Source organism: Polaromonas sp. YR568 (assembly GCF_943369675.1).
Classification (GTDB): Bacteria; Pseudomonadota; Gammaproteobacteria; order Burkholderiales; family Burkholderiaceae_C; genus Polaromonas.
The window spans coordinates 146,814-162,842 of sequence record NZ_CALROB020000001.1; the positions used below are offsets into that span (position 1 = coordinate 146,814).

Consider the following 16,029-nt stretch of genomic DNA (forward strand, 5'->3'; position numbering starts at 1 on the left):
AGGATTAAAGCAAGGGTGAGAACAACCGCGCCGTGGCGTCGGCCAGCCGCATCAGGAAGCTCTGCCGCCTGTTGGCGCGCACGGGGGTGGCGCTGCGCAGGTCGGTTTTGAACTGCGCGGCCAGCGGCCCGGCCAGCGCGGGGCCGTAGACCACCGCCATCACCTCGAAGTTCAGGCGGAAGCTGCGGTTGTCGAAATTGGCGGTGCCGGCCATGGCGCAGTGGTCGTCGACCACCAAAGTCTTGGAATGCAGCATGCGGGCCTTGTACTCCCAGACCTTGACGCCGGCGGCGATCAGCTCGTCGTAGTAGGAGCGCGCGGCGGCGCTGACGACAAAGCTGTCGCTGCGGCGCGGCACCAGCAGGCGCACGTCAACGCCGCGCAGCGCGGCGCTGGTCAGAGCCATCAGCGCGGGCTCGCCGGGCACGAAGTACGGCGTGGTCAGCCAGGCGCGCTTGCAGGAGGCATTGATGGCCGCGACATGCATTCGGTGTATGGGCTCGAGCGAAGTGTCGGGCCCGCTGGTGATGATTTGCACCGGGATGTCGCCGGCCTCTTCGTCGGGCGGCAGTTGCGGCAAAAGATGCGGCAGGCCGGGTCGGGCGTCGTTCAGGTGCTCGCCGGTTGTGTAGGCCCAGTCTTCCAGGAAGGTGGTCTGCAGCCAGCGCACGGCGCTGCCCTCAATGCGCAGGTGCACGTCGTGGTAGGCGTCGCGCCGGGTGCGCCTGTCTTCTTCATCGGTGATGTTGACGCCGCCGGTAAAGCCGATGCTGCCGTCGCAGACCACGATCTTGCGGTGGGTGCGGTAGTTGGTGACCGGCCGCAGCCGCCGGCCTATGCGGGTGTCGTGGAAAAACGCGACGTGGCCGCCGGCATCCTGCAGCGGCGCCAGGAACTTTCGGCCCAGGCGCTGGGAGCCAAGCGCATCGACCAACAGGCGCACGGTGACGCCCTGCCCGGCTTTTTCCACCAGCAGGTCGCGCAGCAGGGTGCCGATCTGGTCGGGCTCGAAGATGTAGTACTCAAGGTGGATGTGGTGGCGCGCCCCGCGCACCGCCTCGAAGATGCTGTCGAAGGTGCGCGCGCCGCCCGAAAGCAGCTCGACCGAGGTCGCGCTGGACACCGGCAGGCCGCAGGCGGCCGTGCCCAGGGCGGCCATCTGCCGCAAGGCTTCGGGCGCCCTGGCGGCCGCCTCGCGCAGCAGCGCCAGGTCGGCGTCGCCGCGTTCGTGAGCGCGGCTGCGCAGTCGCTTGAGCCGCTGCTTCTTCAGGCGCTGAGGCCCGAGGAAGTAGTAGATGACGAAGCCCGCGAAGGGCAACAAGGCCAGCGAGAGTATCCAGCTCATGGTGGACACCGGGGCGCGCTTTTGCATCACGATCCAGATGGAGAGCACCGCGATGTAGGCACTCCAGGCCAGGGAGAGGCCGGTTTTCCATTCGGAGCTGAGTTCGGGAAGCGTCAAGGCAGGATCTGGTGGGGTTGGCGGCGCTGGCGGGCATGAAAAAAGGCCGATAGCGTGATGCTACCGGCCTTTTGGGGCTTGCTTTGGGGCGACTGAAAAATCAGCGCCCTGGCTCGCTGCCTCAGTTGGTCTCAGCCGCCTCGGCTTCGGGCTTGGCCTTGCCCTCTTTCTTGGGCAGCGGCTGGATGTCGAGCTCGACCTCGCCGGTCTCCACGCCTTTTTCGTCGGTCGTCACTTTCATGTCGACCGTCAGGCGCCCGCCGTCGATCAGGCGGCCGAACAGCAGTTCGTCGGCCAGCGCGCGGCGGATCGTGTCCTGGATCAGGCGCTGCATCGGGCGCGCGCCCATCAGCGGATCGAAGCCCTTCTTGCCGAGGTACTTGCGCAGCGTGTCGGTGAAGGTGACTTCCACCTTCTTCTCGGCCAGCTGGGTTTCGAGCTGCAGCAGGAACTTGTCGACCACGCGCAGGATGACGGTTTCATCGAGCGCCTTGAAGCTCACGGTCGCATCCAGGCGGTTGCGGAACTCGGGCGTGAACAGGCGCTTGATGTCGGCCATCTCGTCGCCGGACTCGCGCGGGTTGGTAAAGCCTATCGTCGCCTTGTTCATCGTCTCTGCACCGGCATTGGTGGTCATGACGATGATGACGTTGCGGAAATCGGCCTTGCGCCCGTTGTTGTCCGTCAGCGTGCCGTGGTCCATGACCTGCAGCAGCACGTTGAAGATGTCCGGGTGCGCCTTTTCGATCTCGTCGAGTAGCAGCACGGCATGCGGTTTCTTGGTGATGGCCTCGGTCAGCAGGCCGCCCTGGTCGAAACCGACGTAGCCCGGGGGCGCGCCAATCAGGCGGCTCACGGCATGGCGCTCCATGTACTCGGACATGTCGAAGCGGATCAGCTCGATGCCCATGATGTAGGCCAGCTGCTTGGCAGCTTCCGTCTTGCCGACGCCCGTGGGGCCGGAGAACAGGAACGAGCCGATCGGCTTGTCGTCCTTGCCCAGGCCCGAGCGCGCCATCTTGACGGCGGACGAGAGCACGTCAAGCGCCTTGTCCTGGCCGAAAACCACGCTTTTCAGGTCGCGTTCCAGCGTCTTGAGCTTGCCGCGGTCGTCGTTGGACACGTTGGCGGGCGGGATGCGGGCGATCTTGGCCACGATCTCTTCGACCTCGGCCTTGCTGATGATCTTCTTGCGTTTGGACGCGGGCAGGATGCGCTGTGCGGCGCCGGCTTCATCGATGACGTCAATTGCCTTGTCGGGCAGGTGGCGGTCGTTGATGTACTTGGCGCTGAGCTCGGCAGCTGCCTGCAGGGCGGCCATGGCGTACTTGACGCTGTGGTGCTCTTCAAAGCGCGACTTCAGGCCCTTGAGGATGTCGACGGTTTCCTGCACGGTCGGCTCGACCACGTCGACCTTCTGGAAGCGGCGCGACAGGGCCGCGTCTTTTTCGAAGATACCGCGGTATTCGGTGAAGGTGGTCGCGCCTATGCACTTGAGCTGGCCCGAGCTGAGCGCGGGTTTGAGCAGGTTGGACGCGTCCAGGGTGCCGCCCGAGGCCGCACCGGCACCGATCAGCGTGTGGATTTCGTCGATGAAAAGGATGCCGTTGGGCTTGTCCTTGAGTGCCTTGAGCACGCCCTTCAGGCGCTGCTCGAAGTCGCCGCGGTATTTGGTGCCCGCGAGCAAAGCGCCCATGTCGAGCGAATACACATTGGCTTCGGCCAGGATTTCGGGTACGTCTTTTTGCGTGATGCGCCAGGCCAGGCCCTCGGCGATGGCGGTCTTGCCCACGCCGGCCTCGCCGACCAGCAGCGGGTTGTTCTTGCGGCGGCGGCAGAGGATCTGGATGACGCGCTCGACCTCGTACTGGCGGCCGATCAGCGGATCGATCTTGCCTTCCTTGGCGAGCTGGTTCAGGTTGACGGTGAATTGCTCGAGCGGAGAGGCTTTTTCGTTCTTCTCGCCGCCTTCTTCGTTCTCGGCCGCGCTCTCGCCGGCCTTGGCGGGCTCGGGCGGGTCGCTCTTCTTGATGCCGTGGGCGATGAAGTTCACCACGTCCAGGCGGGTGACGCCTTGCTGGTGGAGGTAATACACGGCGTGCGAGTCTTTTTCGCCGAAGATGGCGACCAGCACGTTGGCGCCGGTGACTTCCTTCTTGCCGTTGCCGGTGGACTGCACGTGCATGATGGCGCGCTGGATCACGCGCTGGAAGCCCAGCGTGGGTTGCGTGTCGACGTCGTCGGTGCCCGCCACCTGCGGGGTGTTGTCCTTGATGAAGTTGGCAAGGGACTTGCGCAAGTCATCCACGTTGGCGGAGCAGGCGCGCAGCACTTCGGCGGCACTGGGGTTGTCCAGCAAGGCAAGCAGGAGGTGCTCAACGGTGATGAACTCGTGGCGCTGCTGGCGCGCCTCGACAAACGCCATGTGCAAGCTGACTTCTAATTCCTGGGCAATCATTGATCTTCCTTTCGGCTTGCTTGGGTTAACTTAACTGACTTATAGCTCGAATATTGGCGGGATTTGCGATTATTCAATGGGCTCGCTGACACACTGCAGCGGATGGCCGTTCTTGCGGGCGGCTTCGGTGACCTGGTCGACCTTGGTGGCTGCCACGTCTTTGGAGAAAACCCCGCAGACGCCTTTACCGTCCAGGTGGATCTTCAGCATGATCTGCGTGGCGGTTTCCCGGTCCTTGTTGAAGAACTCCTGGATCACCACCACCACGAACTCCATGGGGGTGTAATCGTCGTTGAGCAGCACCACCTGGTACATCTGCGGCGGCTTGGTCTTTTGCGGCCGGCGCTCCAGCACGACCGACTCCCCTCCGTTGCCGTTGTCCGGCCTGACGGCGGGCACTGGGGGCTGCGCCGGAGTGTTGGGGGTTTTGGGAGACTTGGTTGCCATGGATTTCATTCTAGCCACCGATGTAGTCCAGTGCGCCTGATAGGGAAATTGGTGGCGGGAACGCGACATTCAAGCGTGATTTTTTAGCTTATTTCGCGAACATGAAAAAACCGCCTCGGGATTGCTCCCGGGCGGTTCCAAAACGGAAGGCTGGGCCTGCTTTACATGTGGTCGATCATGACCTGGCCGAAACCGGAGCAGCTGACCTGCGTGGCGCCTTCCATGAGGCGCGCGAAGTCATAGGTGACCTTCTTGGAGTCGATGGATTTTTCCATAGAGCTGATGATCAGGTCGGCCGCTTCGGTCCAGCCCATGTGGCGCAGCATCATCTCGGCCGAGAGAATCTCGGAGCCGGGGTTGACGTAATCCTTGCCGGCGTACTTGGGTGCCGTGCCGTGGGTGGCTTCAAACATCGCGACGGTGTCGCTCAGGTTGGCGCCGGGGGCGATACCGATGCCGCCGACCTGGGCCGCCAGCGCGTCGGAAACATAGTCGCCGTTCAGGTTCAAGGTGGCGATCACGCTGTATTCAGCCGGGCGCAACAGGATCTGCTGCAGGAAGGCGTCGGCGATGCTGTCCTTGATGGTGATTTCCTTGCCGGTCTTCGGGTTCTTGAACTTCATCCATGGGCCGCCGTCGATTTCCACCGCGCCGAACTCCTTCTTGGCCAGGGCGTAGGCCCAGTCACGGAAGCCGCCTTCGGTGAACTTCATGATGTTGCCCTTGTGCACGATGGTCACGCTGGGCTTGTCGTTGTCGATGGCGTACTGGATGGCCTTGCGCACCAGGCGCTCGGTGCCTTCGCTGGAAACCGGCTTGATGCCGATGCCCGAGGTGTTCGGGAAGCGGATCTTCTTGACGCCCATCTCGTCCTGCAGGAACTTGATGAGTTTTTTGGCCTTGTCGCTGCCGGATTCGAACTCGATGCCGGCGTAGATGTCTTCCGAGTTTTCGCGGAAGATGACCATGTGGGTCTTTTCAGGCTCTTTCACGGGCGAAGGCACGCCCTTGAAGTACTGGATGGGACGCAGACAGACGTAGAGGTCCAGTTCCTGGCGCAGCGCGACGTTCAGGCTGCGGATGCCGCCGCCCACGGGCGTCGTCAGCGGGCCTTTGATGGACACGACGTAATCGCGCACGGCGTGCAGGGTTTCTTCAGGCAGCCACACGTCGGGGCCATAGACCTTGGTCGACTTTTCACCAGCGAACACTTCCATCCAGTGGATCTTCTTCTTGCCGCCGTAGGCTTTGGCAACAGCAGCATCAACCACCTTCAACATGACCGGCGTGATGTCGGCGCCGGTGCCGTCGCCTTCGATGAACGGAATGACGGGTTCGTCAGGCACGTTCAGGGAGTTGTCGGCGTTGACAGTGATTTTCTTGCCTTGGGAAGGCACTTTGATGTGCTGGTACATGTAGGGAAGTCTCCGGTGAGCGCTGGGGCGTCGAGAGGAACGCCGCGTAGCAGTTTAGGTAAAAACCCCTAAATTCTAGCCGTAAAACCATTGGGCAAAAGAATTTGGGGGCATCCTGTCAACGCCTTGTGAACGGCCTCCGTTACGGAAGGGCCTCCGAGAAGTTCGGGGTATTTTTTCCAATAACGTTATTCAAGGAAATTCCAAATGAACAAAATCCTCGCTGCTTTGATCGCTGGCCTCTTCGCCGTTGGTGCATACGCACAAGCTCCTGCCGCTGCCCCAGCCGCTCCCGCTGCTGCCGCTGCTCCTGCCGCCACCCCAGCTGCCAAGCCAGCCAAGATGACCAAGGAAGAAAAAGCCGCTGCCGCCACCGCCAAGAAAGAAAAAGCCGCTGCTGAAAAGAAAGCAAAAGCTGAAGCCAAGGCCGCAAAGAAGGCTGAAGCCGCTGCTGCAAAAAAAGCAAAGGCTGATGCCAAGAAAGCTGAAGCCAAGAAGTAATTCCTGGTGACTTCGGTCAGAATGCCCGCCGCGTGCGGGCATTTTTTATGCGCGTCGTTTATGCTGGCAGATCAACTTCATGCGTGGTGACTCTATGTTTTCAAAACCCGGCGCCCTGTCTTTCGGCAAGGCATTTGGCGCGCTCGCCCTGGCCGCCCTGCTCTCCCCGCTCTGTGCCTGGGCGCAGGATGCCCCGCAGATGGACCTGCAGCGCGTCAAGCTGTCGGCCGGCATGCACCTGATTGATGCACAGGTGGCCTTTACGCCCGAACAACGGCAAACCGGCCTGATGTTCCGCAAGGAAATGCCCCAGCAGGAAGGCATGATCTTTGTGTTCGAGCAAGCCACCCAGCAATGCTTCTGGATGAAAAACACCCTGCTGCCCCTGACGGCCGCCTTTGTGGCGGACGACGGCACCATCGTGAACCTGGCCGACATGAAGCCGCAGACCACGGATGCCCATTGCTCCGCCCAGCCGGTGCGTTACGTGCTGGAGATGAACAAGGGCTGGTTCGCCAAAAAAGGCATCAAGGCCGGCAGCAAGCTGGGCGGCCCGATGTTCGAGGCCAAACGCTGATATTTCTACCCGTCCGGGAACAAAAAAGCCGACTTGAAGTCGGCTTTTTTTCGGGGCGCTGAACGCGCCAGGGCCATCAATCAGGCGAAATTGGCTTCCGCGAAACTCCAGTTGACGAGGTTGGACAGGAAGGTTTCAACGAACTTGGGGCGCAGGTTGCGGTAGTCGATGTAGTAGGCGTGCTCCCAGACGTCGACCGTCAGCAGGGCTTTGTCTGCGGTGGTGAGCGGGGTGCCGGCCGGGCCGGTGTTGACGATGTCCACCGTGCCGTCGGCTTTCTTGACCAGCCAGGTCCAGCCGGAGCCGAAATTGCCCACGGCGGATTTGACGAAAGCTTCTTTGAACGCGGCGTAGGAGCCGAACTTGGCGTTGATGGCCGCGGCCAGCGCGCCGCCGGGCTCGCCGCCGCCGGCGGGCTTCATGCAGCTCCAGAAGAAAGTGTGGTTCCAGATCTGGGCCGCGTTGTTGTAGACGCCGCCGCTGGACTTCTTGACGATCTCTTCGAGCGTCATGGATTCGAACTCGGTGCCTTTTTGCAGGTTGTTGAGGTTCACCACGTAAGCGTTGTGGTGCTTGCCGTGGTGGTATTCAAAGGCTTCCTGGCTGTAATGCGGCGCCAGGGCGTCGATCGGGTAAGGGAGTGGGGGGAGCTTGTGTTCCATGATTTTTTCCTCGTGGTGATGAATAAACTTTTGTTGAACGGTGGGGTGCTGTCCGGGCCATTGTAAAAACTAAATGAGGCGGCGCGCAGAAACGGTCAAATCGACCTCGCCGTCCGCAAGGGTAGCGCGCACGGGCTGGCCTTCATGGGTCTTGTCCGGGCTGGTGATGGGCTGCCCCTGCAGGTCGGCCAGCCAGGCGTAACCGCGCTTGAGGACCAGTTTCGGGTCCAGCAATTCAAGCCGCAACTGCGCGCGCTCAATTCGCTGCCGGCCGCGCTGCAAGCTGCCCTGCACCTCGCGCGGAAAGTCGCTTGCCAAGGATTGCAGCTTGAGCTTCTCATGCCGCATGGCCGAGCGGACGGCATGGTTCAGGCTTTGCCCCAGGCCGGCCAGGCGGGCATGCTGGCGCGTCACCAGGTGGGAAGGCCGGCTGACCCGGGACGCCGCCCAGTCCAGGCGCTGGTTGTGCGACTGCATTTGCCGGTCCACGCCGTTTTGCAGGCGCGACAGGGCCAGGTCCAGCGCACTCAACCAGACGCTTTGCGGCTGCGCGCACAACTCGGCCGCGGCCGTGGGCGTGGGCGCGCGCAGGTCGGCGCAAAAATCGGCGATGGTGAAGTCGGTTTCATGGCCCACGCCGCTGACCACCGGCACCGGCGAGGCAACGATGGTGCGCGCGAGTTGTTCATCATTGAAGGCCCACAGGTCTTCCATGGCGCCGCCGCCGCGCACCAGCAGCACTACGTCGACCCGGTCCTGGTTGCGTCTTTGGTAGGCCTTGTTCAAGGCCTCACGCAACTCGCCCGCGGCCTGCCCGCCCTGCACGCTGGCCGGGTAGATCACGACGGGAATATGGGGCACGCGGCGCTGCAGTGCGGTCACGACGTCATGCAGGGCCGCTGCGCCCAGCGAGGTGACCACGCCGATCGCGCGCGGCAACAATGGCAAGGGGCGTTTTCGGCCTGGTTCGAACAGGCCCTCAGCCTCCAGTTTGGCTTTGAGCTGCAGAAACTGCTCGAACAGGTTGCCTTGCCCGGCCTGCCGCATCGATTCCACGACCAATTGCAGTTCGCCGCGCGGCTCGTAGACACCCAGACGGCCCCGCAACTCGACCAACTGACCGTCGCGCGGGGAAAAATCCAGCAGCCCGGCCGCGCGCCGGAACATGGCGCAGCGGACCTGGCCCTGCTCGTCCTTGAGGGAAAAGTAGCAGTGCCCGCTGGCGGCACGCGAAAAACCGCTGATCTCTCCCTGCACGGCCACCGGGTTGAAACGCGCCTCCAGGCTGTCCGCAATCGCGCGCAGCAAGGAGCCCACGGGCCAGATACGCACACCCACCTCGCGCCCCGCTGCCATCGGCCTCTCGGGACGCGCCGATGGCTCAAACATGGCTAAACACCTTGATTTTGCAAGGGCAGTACTCCACAGAGCGGCGTCCTGCGTGGGCGAAAGAGGCGGTTTCCTGCGGACGACGCCATAACTTCGTGTAACTCATTGATTTTGAATAACTTAATTCTGCTCAAAATTTCATCGTTTTGTCATATCGACGATTTGGCGCGGCTTGGCGGATGCATCGCCCTTACTTGCTCACAAAGTTATCCACAACTTCTGTGGGCTATGTCTGACAAAAACAGCATCTTGAAAACATTCATGCGTGATGTGCCGCAATCATGCGGCGCTGCAGTATCCGTAAGCCATAATCCACCACAAATTATCTGCTTGGAGATGTGCATTGTTTTCGATCATACAAGCCGCAGGCTGGCCTATCTGGCCCTTGGTTGCCTGTTCCGTCTTGGCTCTTGCGCTGGTTATCGAGCGCTTTACCAGCCTCAAAACCCGCAAAATCGCCCCTCCCAAGCTGCTTGACGAAGCCATCACCGTCTCCCGCGCCGCCATTCCTTCGCCCGACGTCGTGGCGCAGCTTGAACAAAACTCGGTGCTCGGCGAAGTGCTGGCCAGCGGCTTTCGCGCGCTGAACACCAACCCGCGCATCAGCGAAGACGACCTGCGTTCCATCCTGGAAGGCGCCGGCCGCAAGGCAGCACACAAGCTGGAACGCTACCTTGCCGCACTGGCGACGATTGCGTCCGCCGCGCCCCTGCTGGGCCTTTTGGGCACCGTGATCGGCATGATCGAAATCTTCGGCTCCCAAGGCGGCGGCGGCGGCATGGGCGGTGCGCCCGGTGGCGGCAACCCGGCGCAACTGGCGCAGGGCATCTCTATCGCCCTCTACAACACCGCCTTCGGCTTGATGGTGGCGATTCCCTCGCTGATCTTCTGGCGTTACTTCCGGGCCCGGGTGGACGGCTACCTGCTGAGCATGGAACTGGCGGCCGAGCGCTTTGTCCGCCACCTCAATACGCTACGCAAATGAACTTCCGCCCGCATCCCCACGACGAACCGGAGATCAACCTGATCCCCTTCATCGACGTGCTGCTCGTGGTGCTGATCTTCCTGATGCTGTCCACCACCTACAGCAAGTTCACAGAGCTCCAGGTCAAGCTGCCGGTTGCCGATGCCGAGCAGCAGCGCGACTATCCCAAGGAGGTCATCGTCGCGGTCAGCAGCGACGGCCGCTACATGGTCAACAAGACCCTGGTGGAAGGCCGGGGCATCGAGGTGCTGGGCGCGGCGCTGGCCGAGGCGGCCAAGGCCGGCAAGGAAAGCGTCATCATCATCAGCGCCGATGCCAGCGCCACGCACCAGGCGGTCATCACCGTCATGGAGGCGGCGCGCCGCCAGGGCCTCACGCAGATCACCTTTGCCACCCAGAGCGCCGCGATGGCCGGGGCAAAATAAGACCGGCGTTGCATGGCGCCCCCAGCCGCCCTTCCCCGTCCCTCCCGAGAAATGGCCGCAAGCGCGTGAAACACCTCCTGCAGAATGCCTGGCTCACCCGTGGGGGGCTGGCATGCCTGCTCTGGCCGCTGTCGCAGCTTTACGGCCTGGTCGTGCGCCTGCGCATGGCTTTGTACCGCCGCGGGATTCTCCGGTCCGAACGCTTCCCCGTTGCCGTCGTGGTGGTCGGCAATGTGATCGCCGGCGGCGCCGGCAAAACTCCACTGGTGATCGCCCTTGCCAGGCACCTGCAGGCGCTGCACGTGGCGGTGGGCGTGGTGTCGCGCGGCTACGGACGGTCCGGCACGGGCTGCGTCGAGGTCACCACGACCTCCTCCCTTTCACAAAGCGGTGATGAACCTGCGTTGATCCACCGCATGACGGGCGCGCCCGTGTTTGTCGCCGACCGGCGCACCGATGCCCTGCGGGCTTTGCTGGCCGCACACCCCGGCATCGCCGTGGTGCTGTGCGACGACGGGCTGCAGCACTACGCCTTGCAGCGCGACATCGAAATCGCCGCGTTTGACGACCGTGGCGCGGGCAACGGCTGGCTGCTGCCGGCCGGCCCGCTGCGCGAGCCCTGGCCCGAACGCAAACAGCAGGGCCTGGACCTGGTGCTGCACACCGGCGCGCAGCCCGCTTTTGAAGGCTTCACCTCGCGCAGGCAACTGGCCGACGACGCCTGGACGCCCGACGGGAGCCGGGTCGCGCTGGCCGGCCTGCGGGGCCGGCCGGTCACGGCATTGGCGGGCATCGCCAACCCGCAGGCGTTTTTTGGCATGCTCGGGGACCTTGGCCTGACACTGGAAGCCAGCATCACCCTGCCCGACCACCACGCGTTCAGCGAAGCCGACCTGGCCGGCCTGCAAGGCCGGACCGTGCTGTGCACCGAAAAAGACGCCGTCAAGCTGTTTGCCCTGCCGGCCGCGGCCGGGCTGAATCTGCTGGCCGTGCCCCTGGTGTTTTCGCCGGAGCCGGCCTTCTTCGCCGCCTTCGACGCGCTGATGGCACCGCTGCTTTCTCCATTACCATCGACGCATGGACACCAAACTGCTTGAACTGCTGGTCTGCCCCGTGACCAAAGGCCCGCTCGACTACGACCGGGAAAAACAGGAACTCGTCTCCCGCAGCGCCCGCCTGGCGTATCCCGTGCGCGATGGCCTGCCGGTGCTGCTGGAGAGCGAAGCACGCACGCTGACGGACGAAGAGCTGGGCCTGTGAGCTTTACCGTCCTGATCCCCGCCCGGCTTGCCTCCACCCGCCTGCCGAACAAACCGCTCGCCGACATAGGCGGCGCGCCCATGGTCGTTCGCGTGGCGCAGCGTGCCATGCAAAGCGCGGCCCTGCGCACCGTCGTCGCGACCGACAGCAACGAGATCATTGAAAAATGCGCGTCCTTCGGCGTTGCGGCCGTGCTGACCCGCGCGGACCATCCCAGCGGCAGCGATAGGCTGGCCGAGGCCTGCGGCGTGCTGGGCCTGGCCGACGAGGACATCGTGGTCAACGTCCAGGGCGATGAGCCGCTGATAGACCCGGCCCTGATCAACGCCGTGGCGCGCCTGCTCAATGAGCGGCCCGACTGCGCCATGAGCACCGCCGCGCACTCCATCGACCAGTTGGCCGACCTGCAGAACCCGAACGTGGTCAAGGTGGTGCTGGACGCCCGTCACACCGCGCTTTATTTCAGCCGTTCACCGATTCCGGCGGGCCGCGACTTCGCCGGCCAGGCCTGGTGGGAGGCCGGCAGCAAGCTGCCCAAGCCGCTGCGTCACGTCGGCATCTACGGCTACCGGGTCGGCTTTCTGCGGGAATTCCCCCGGCTCCCGCAGGCGCCGCTCGAGCAACTCGAGCAGCTGGAGCAACTCCGCGCCCTGTGGCACGGCCACCGCATCGCCGTGCACATCACCGACGACGCGCCGGGGCCGGGCGTGGACACGGCCGAAGACCTGGCGCGCGCGCGCAAGCTGTTTACCTGAGGGAAAGCCCTTGCCGGGAAGCCCTTTCCTGTAAGTTGCTGTCAGGGGTGCATGCTATCCTTGGGAGAAACGCAAGTGGGAGGCCTGCAGGACGCGCTGGCAGCCCTCCACACCTGTCCCAAGCAACCCCAACAGGTCACGGCACGCCGGCCCGGGGTTGACTTCACGAATTCATAAAAATCCGAGGACATACATCCATGAGACTGATTTTGTTGGGCGCGCCTGGCGCGGGCAAAGGGACGCAAGCGACCTTCATTTGCCAGAAATACGGCATTCCCCAGATTTCCACCGGCGACATGCTGCGCGCGGCCGTCAAGGCCGGAACGCCGCTGGGCATCGAAGCCAAAAAAATCATGGATGCCGGCGCCCTAGTCAGCGACGACCTGATCATCAACCTGGTGAAAGAGCGCATCGCCCAGCCCGACTGCGCCAAGGGTTTTCTGTTTGACGGCTTTCCGCGCACCATCCCCCAGGCCGACGCGATGAAGTCGGCGGGCGTCAAGCTCGACTATGTGCTGGAAATCGACGTGCCTTTTGAAGCCATCATCGAACGCATGAGCGGACGCCGCTCGCACCCCGCTTCGGGCCGCACCTACCACGTCAAGTTCAACCCGCCCAAGGTCGAAGGCCAGGACGACGTGACCGGCGAAGCGCTGATCCAGCGCGAAGACGACAAGGAAGAAACCGTGCGCAAGCGGCTGGAGGTCTACAGCGCCCAGACCCGCCCGCTGGTGGACTATTACTCGGGCTGGGCCAAAATTGCCCCCGACGCGGCGCCCAAATACCGCGCCATCAGCGGCATGGGCACGGTCGACCAGATCACGGCGCGGGCGTTCGAGGCCTTGGCCGCTTAAGCAGCCTCCGCACTCGCAAAAAAGCCGTCATTCCGACGGCTTTTTTCATGGGTGCTCGAAAATCGACAGTACCGGGTAGCGGCACCACTCCGGCTCGGCATAACGCGCGCAGTTCTCGAAGATAAAACCCAGGACCTGCTGCTGGTCCGACAGCAGATGGGGGTTGGCGGCCGTCCACGCGTCAAAGCGCGCGCGCAGTTCGGGCTCTTCCTTGAGGAGCTGCGACGCCATGTCTTCAAACACGTAGTCCGAGAAGTGCTGCTTTCTCTCCAGGATGCTGTTGAAGAATCCCCAGCGGAAAAAGCTGTCGTGCGCCTGCGGCTCCAGGGTTTCGACGGCATAACGGGCCTTGTCCTGGTCCAGCGGCACCCACCAGTCGCCGGCCTGCAGCCCGACGGCCTGCAGGCCGGTTTCCAACCTCACTTCGTCATGGAACATGTGACCTTCATAGGCACCGGGCCGGCTCTGCACGCTTTGGATGCGCCTGACCTGGGCCTGTACCGTACGGGCCGCGCCAAGGCGTTCCATCTTCACGCCGTTCCAGTCCAGGCGCTCGACCACGGCTCGCCAGGCCTGTGGGATGACGTAGGCCACGGGTGCGCGCACCACCGTTTCCTCGGCGAAGTGCGTGAAGTAATCGATCTCGCGCTCCCAGGGCTGAGACCTGTCGTAGGCCAGGCGCTGGTAATCGCCCAGCAAGCTGGCCGAGTACACCGGGGCGTAGCCCTTGAAGCGCAGCTTTGAGCACCGGGTTTCGTCGACCTTCCAGCGGACAGGCCAATGGGTCCTGCCCGCCGTCTGCCGGGCTTGCCGGCGCAGCGCCTGGATCTCCGGCGCGTTGGCCACCGTGAAAGCCAGCGTCACGTCCAGCAGCGCGCGCGTGGACTCATAGCGATCCTTGAACGGCTTGAGCATATGGGTCTCGGGCATGAAACCTATGGTGTGGCTCAGCGCCGCGTAGCCCGTGGAAAACCGCGGGACCTCCAGGAAATCGACTATGCCCTGGTCCGGGCTCACGTGGACGGGATTCACATAAGGGCAAGTCGGCCAGCCCCGCGCTTCCATGCCCTGGTAAATCACCGGCAACATGCGCTCCCGCAGGAAAGCGCCCAGGCCGCCGCCCAGCTTGTCGGCCTGGGTGTGGATCAAGGTCATCGTGTAGCTGTAATCCGCGCCGTTGGAGGTGTGGGTGTCGACCATCACGTCCGGGTCCCAGGCCGTGAAGAAGCGGTTGAACAGCTGCGCATTGAGGCTGTCGCACTTGATGAAATCGCGGTTCAGGTCCAGGTGCAGGCTGTTGCCGCGAAAGCCGAAGGCCTCCGGCCCGTCCTGGTTGACGCGGCTGGCATTGCCGCGGTTGCAACTGCCGTCGACGTTGTAGACGGGAATGAACAGGTAGACCGTGCTGCCCAGCGCGGCCAGGTGTTCGGGTTCCAGGCACAGGTCGCGCACCAGCGCCATGCAGGCGTCTATGCCTTCCGGCTCGCCAGGATGTATGCCGTTGTTGTTGAAAAAGACCGGGCGTCCCGCCTGCCGGATTTGTTCGCGGTCAAACATGCCGTCGGCGCTCACGACGCCCGCATGGATGGGCACGCCAGCGTCGGAAATGCCGATCTGCGAAAACCGCAGGATGGTGGGATAGCGCTGGGCCAGCGTCTCGTAAAACTGGATGCAGGCCTCCCAGGTGGTGGTCTGGTTCTGGTTGCCGAGTTCGTACGGGGTTTTCATGGGGTGTCCGTGAGATCAAAGAAAGGAATGGATGCCCGGAGCCGGCATATTGCGCTGCCGGGCCTGGGAAGATTCAGGCCAGCAATTGCAGGATCAGCTTGACCCTGGTCTTGACCGGGCTCAAGCCTTCTGAATCCGGGATCTTGTCAGCTGGTGTGGGCAGTACACGGCCGCTAAAACAGCGGCTGGCGCGAATCACCTTGACGCCGGCCGCTTGGGCCGTGAGCAAGGCGGCTTCCAACTCGTGGTGCAGGCTGCCGTTGCCCGTTCCCGCCACTACCAGGCCTTGCACACCCTGCGCCTGCAGGGCCTGCACGATAGCGCCGCCGGCGCCGGCATGGTTCATGATGATTTCGACGCGGGGCACGGCGCCTGGCCCTGCCAAGCTGCTGATGCTTCTGGCGGCGCCTGGGGCGCGTTCGGCATCGGCCTGCGGCCAGTTGCGCACCAGCCTCAGCTGGCCCTCCTCCACGTAGCCTATCGGGCCTGCGTCGCCCGAACTGAAAGGGTCAAGCCGGTAGGTATGCACCTTCTGGACATCCGCCGCGCCGTGGATGACACCGGCACAGACCGCCACCACGCCCTGCGCACCTGGGTGGCGTGCCGTAGCCACCGCATCGAGCAGGTTTTGCGGACCGTCGGGAGCCAGCGCCGTGGCGGGCCGCATCGCGCAGGTCAGCACCACGGGCTTGGCTGGGGCCAGCAGCGCCTGCAGGAAGAAAGCGGTCTCTTCCAGTGTGTCGGTGCCGTGGGTGATGACGATGCCCCGGACCTCGGGTTGCGCCAGGTAATGGCTGACACGCGCGGCCAACTTGGCCCACACGGCGAAACTCATGTCCTTGCTGTCGACCTGGGCCACCTGTTCCGTGAGCACCGTGCCGGCCCCGGTCAGGCCGGGAATCGCGGCCAGCAGTTCCGCGATGCCTACCTGCGCGGCTGTGTAGCCGATGTTGTCCGAAGCGCTGGCGGCCCGCCCGGCAATCGTGCCGCCGGTGCCCAGAATCACAATATTTTGAGGAGGCATGGAAAGTAATCTTGCAATCTTTAAAAAACTGGATGAAAATACAGCTACTGGTTATTAAAACAGGTCGCTCAAGCAACTGGCACGAAG

16 protein-coding genes are annotated in these 16,029 nt (G+C 63.4%); 8 read left to right on the top strand and 8 right to left on the bottom strand.

Features of this window, described 5'->3' with window-relative positions; genetic code table 11:
• Positions 1-4 precede the first annotated feature (4 nt).
• The 4 genes from cls to icd all read right to left on the bottom strand — a co-directional run bounded on the left by cls (position 5) and on the right by icd (position 5,782).
• The gene (gene cls, locus ACLV8F_RS00680) at positions 5-1,462 is read right to left on the bottom strand and encodes a cardiolipin synthase (RefSeq protein ID WP_411882324.1); all 1,458 of its coding nucleotides are present in this window, start codon (positions 1,460-1,462) and stop codon (positions 5-7) included.
• Positions 1,463-1,583: 121 nt separating this feature from the next.
• The gene (clpA, locus tag ACLV8F_RS00685; protein WP_411882325.1) at positions 1,584-3,920 is read right to left on the bottom strand and encodes an ATP-dependent Clp protease ATP-binding subunit ClpA; all 2,337 of its coding nucleotides are present in this window, start codon (positions 3,918-3,920) and stop codon (positions 1,584-1,586) included.
• Between the two features lie 69 nt (positions 3,921-3,989).
• On the bottom strand, positions 3,990-4,367 hold the full coding sequence (gene clpS, locus ACLV8F_RS00690; RefSeq protein WP_411881156.1) for an ATP-dependent Clp protease adapter ClpS: 378 nt from the start codon (positions 4,365-4,367) through the stop codon (positions 3,990-3,992).
• Between the two features lie 161 nt (positions 4,368-4,528).
• Entirely contained in the window at positions 4,529-5,782 is a 1,254-nt protein-coding gene (gene icd / locus ACLV8F_RS00695) for an NADP-dependent isocitrate dehydrogenase (RefSeq protein WP_411882326.1), read from the bottom strand.
• A gap of 207 nt (positions 5,783-5,989) precedes the next feature.
• Between icd and ACLV8F_RS00700 the strand changes: the two genes are divergently transcribed.
• Positions 5,990-6,283, top strand: coding sequence for a cell envelope biogenesis protein TolA (locus ACLV8F_RS00700; protein WP_411882327.1), 294 nt, complete (start codon positions 5,990-5,992; stop codon positions 6,281-6,283).
• A gap of 94 nt (positions 6,284-6,377) precedes the next feature.
• Entirely contained in the window at positions 6,378-6,860 is a 483-nt protein-coding gene (locus ACLV8F_RS00705; RefSeq protein ID WP_411882328.1) for a DUF192 domain-containing protein, read from the top strand.
• 80 nt (positions 6,861-6,940) lie between these two features.
• Here ACLV8F_RS00705 and ACLV8F_RS00710 read toward each other — a convergent pair whose 3' ends face one another.
• Together ACLV8F_RS00710 and xseA are read right to left on the bottom strand one after the other, a co-directional pair.
• Positions 6,941-7,522 (bottom strand): Fe-Mn family superoxide dismutase, encoded by a 582-nt coding sequence (locus ACLV8F_RS00710; RefSeq protein ID WP_007872493.1) that lies wholly within the window; start codon positions 7,520-7,522, stop codon positions 6,941-6,943.
• A gap of 69 nt (positions 7,523-7,591) precedes the next feature.
• The gene (gene xseA, locus ACLV8F_RS00715; protein ID WP_411882329.1) at positions 7,592-8,911 is read right to left on the bottom strand and encodes an exodeoxyribonuclease VII large subunit; all 1,320 of its coding nucleotides are present in this window, start codon (positions 8,909-8,911) and stop codon (positions 7,592-7,594) included.
• Between the two features lie 343 nt (positions 8,912-9,254).
• Between xseA and ACLV8F_RS00720 the strand changes: the two genes are divergently transcribed.
• From ACLV8F_RS00720 to adk, 6 genes are all read left to right on the top strand, one after another.
• A complete protein-coding gene (locus ACLV8F_RS00720; RefSeq protein ID WP_411882330.1) occupies positions 9,255-9,896 on the top strand; it encodes a MotA/TolQ/ExbB proton channel family protein in 642 nt (213 codons plus the stop codon).
• Positions 9,893-10,321, top strand: a complete 429-nt coding sequence (locus tag ACLV8F_RS00725) for an ExbD/TolR family protein (protein ID WP_411882331.1) — start codon at positions 9,893-9,895, stop codon at positions 10,319-10,321. The genes ACLV8F_RS00720 and ACLV8F_RS00725 overlap by 4 nt, the downstream gene beginning before the upstream one ends.
• 65 nt (positions 10,322-10,386) lie before the next feature.
• Entirely contained in the window at positions 10,387-11,418 is a 1,032-nt protein-coding gene (lpxK, locus tag ACLV8F_RS00730; protein ID WP_411882332.1) for a tetraacyldisaccharide 4'-kinase, read from the top strand.
• Positions 11,399-11,581 (top strand): Trm112 family protein, encoded by a 183-nt coding sequence (locus ACLV8F_RS00735; protein ID WP_122956562.1) that lies wholly within the window; start codon positions 11,399-11,401, stop codon positions 11,579-11,581. The genes lpxK and ACLV8F_RS00735 overlap by 20 nt, the downstream gene beginning before the upstream one ends.
• Positions 11,578-12,336 (top strand): 3-deoxy-manno-octulosonate cytidylyltransferase, encoded by a 759-nt coding sequence (gene kdsB / locus ACLV8F_RS00740; protein ID WP_411882333.1) that lies wholly within the window; start codon positions 11,578-11,580, stop codon positions 12,334-12,336. Before ACLV8F_RS00735 ends, kdsB begins: the two co-directional genes overlap by 4 nt.
• Before the next feature lie 197 nt (positions 12,337-12,533).
• On the top strand, positions 12,534-13,190 hold the full coding sequence (gene adk, locus ACLV8F_RS00745; protein WP_411882334.1) for an adenylate kinase: 657 nt from the start codon (positions 12,534-12,536) through the stop codon (positions 13,188-13,190).
• Positions 13,191-13,235: 45 nt separating this feature from the next.
• On the opposite strand, the gene ACLV8F_RS00750 is transcribed toward adk, so the two are convergent.
• Together ACLV8F_RS00750 and ACLV8F_RS00755 are read right to left on the bottom strand one after the other, a co-directional pair.
• Positions 13,236-14,918 carry a M14 family zinc carboxypeptidase gene (locus ACLV8F_RS00750; RefSeq protein ID WP_411882335.1) on the bottom strand — a complete coding sequence of 561 codons (1,683 nt, stop codon included), beginning with the start codon at positions 14,916-14,918 and terminating at the stop codon, positions 13,236-13,238.
• 73 nt (positions 14,919-14,991) lie between these two features.
• Complete coding sequence (locus tag ACLV8F_RS00755; RefSeq protein WP_411882336.1) at positions 14,992-15,942, bottom strand: asparaginase; 951 nt, start codon at positions 15,940-15,942, stop codon at positions 14,992-14,994.
• Between the last annotated feature and the right edge of the window lie 87 nt (positions 15,943-16,029).

What these genes read in the sequence shown, in the direction of transcription:
- clpA (WP_411882325.1), bottom strand. Translation starts at nt 3,920, where the DNA reads ATGATTGCCCAGGAATTAGAAGTCAGCTTGCACATGGCGTTTGTCGAG.
- clpS (WP_411881156.1), bottom strand. Translation starts at nt 4,367, where the DNA reads ATGGCAACCAAGTCTCCCAAAACCCCCAACACTCCGGCGCAGCCCCCA.
- icd (WP_411882326.1), bottom strand. Translation starts at nt 5,782, where the DNA reads ATGTACCAGCACATCAAAGTGCCTTCCCAAGGCAAGAAAATCACTGTC.
- ACLV8F_RS00700 (WP_411882327.1), top strand. Translation starts at nt 5,990, where the DNA reads ATGAACAAAATCCTCGCTGCTTTGATCGCTGGCCTCTTCGCCGTTGGT.
- ACLV8F_RS00705 (WP_411882328.1), top strand. Translation starts at nt 6,378, where the DNA reads ATGTTTTCAAAACCCGGCGCCCTGTCTTTCGGCAAGGCATTTGGCGCG.
- ACLV8F_RS00710 (WP_007872493.1), bottom strand. Translation starts at nt 7,522, where the DNA reads ATGGAACACAAGCTCCCCCCACTCCCTTACCCGATCGACGCCCTGGCG.
- xseA (WP_411882329.1), bottom strand. Translation starts at nt 8,911, where the DNA reads ATGTTTGAGCCATCGGCGCGTCCCGAGAGGCCGATGGCAGCGGGGCGC.
- ACLV8F_RS00725 (WP_411882331.1), top strand. Translation starts at nt 9,893, where the DNA reads ATGAACTTCCGCCCGCATCCCCACGACGAACCGGAGATCAACCTGATC.
- ACLV8F_RS00735 (WP_122956562.1), top strand. Translation starts at nt 11,399, where the DNA reads ATGGACACCAAACTGCTTGAACTGCTGGTCTGCCCCGTGACCAAAGGC.
- adk (WP_411882334.1), top strand. Translation starts at nt 12,534, where the DNA reads ATGAGACTGATTTTGTTGGGCGCGCCTGGCGCGGGCAAAGGGACGCAA.
- ACLV8F_RS00750 (WP_411882335.1), bottom strand. Translation starts at nt 14,918, where the DNA reads ATGAAAACCCCGTACGAACTCGGCAACCAGAACCAGACCACCACCTGG.
- ACLV8F_RS00755 (WP_411882336.1), bottom strand. Translation starts at nt 15,942, where the DNA reads ATGCCTCCTCAAAATATTGTGATTCTGGGCACCGGCGGCACGATTGCC.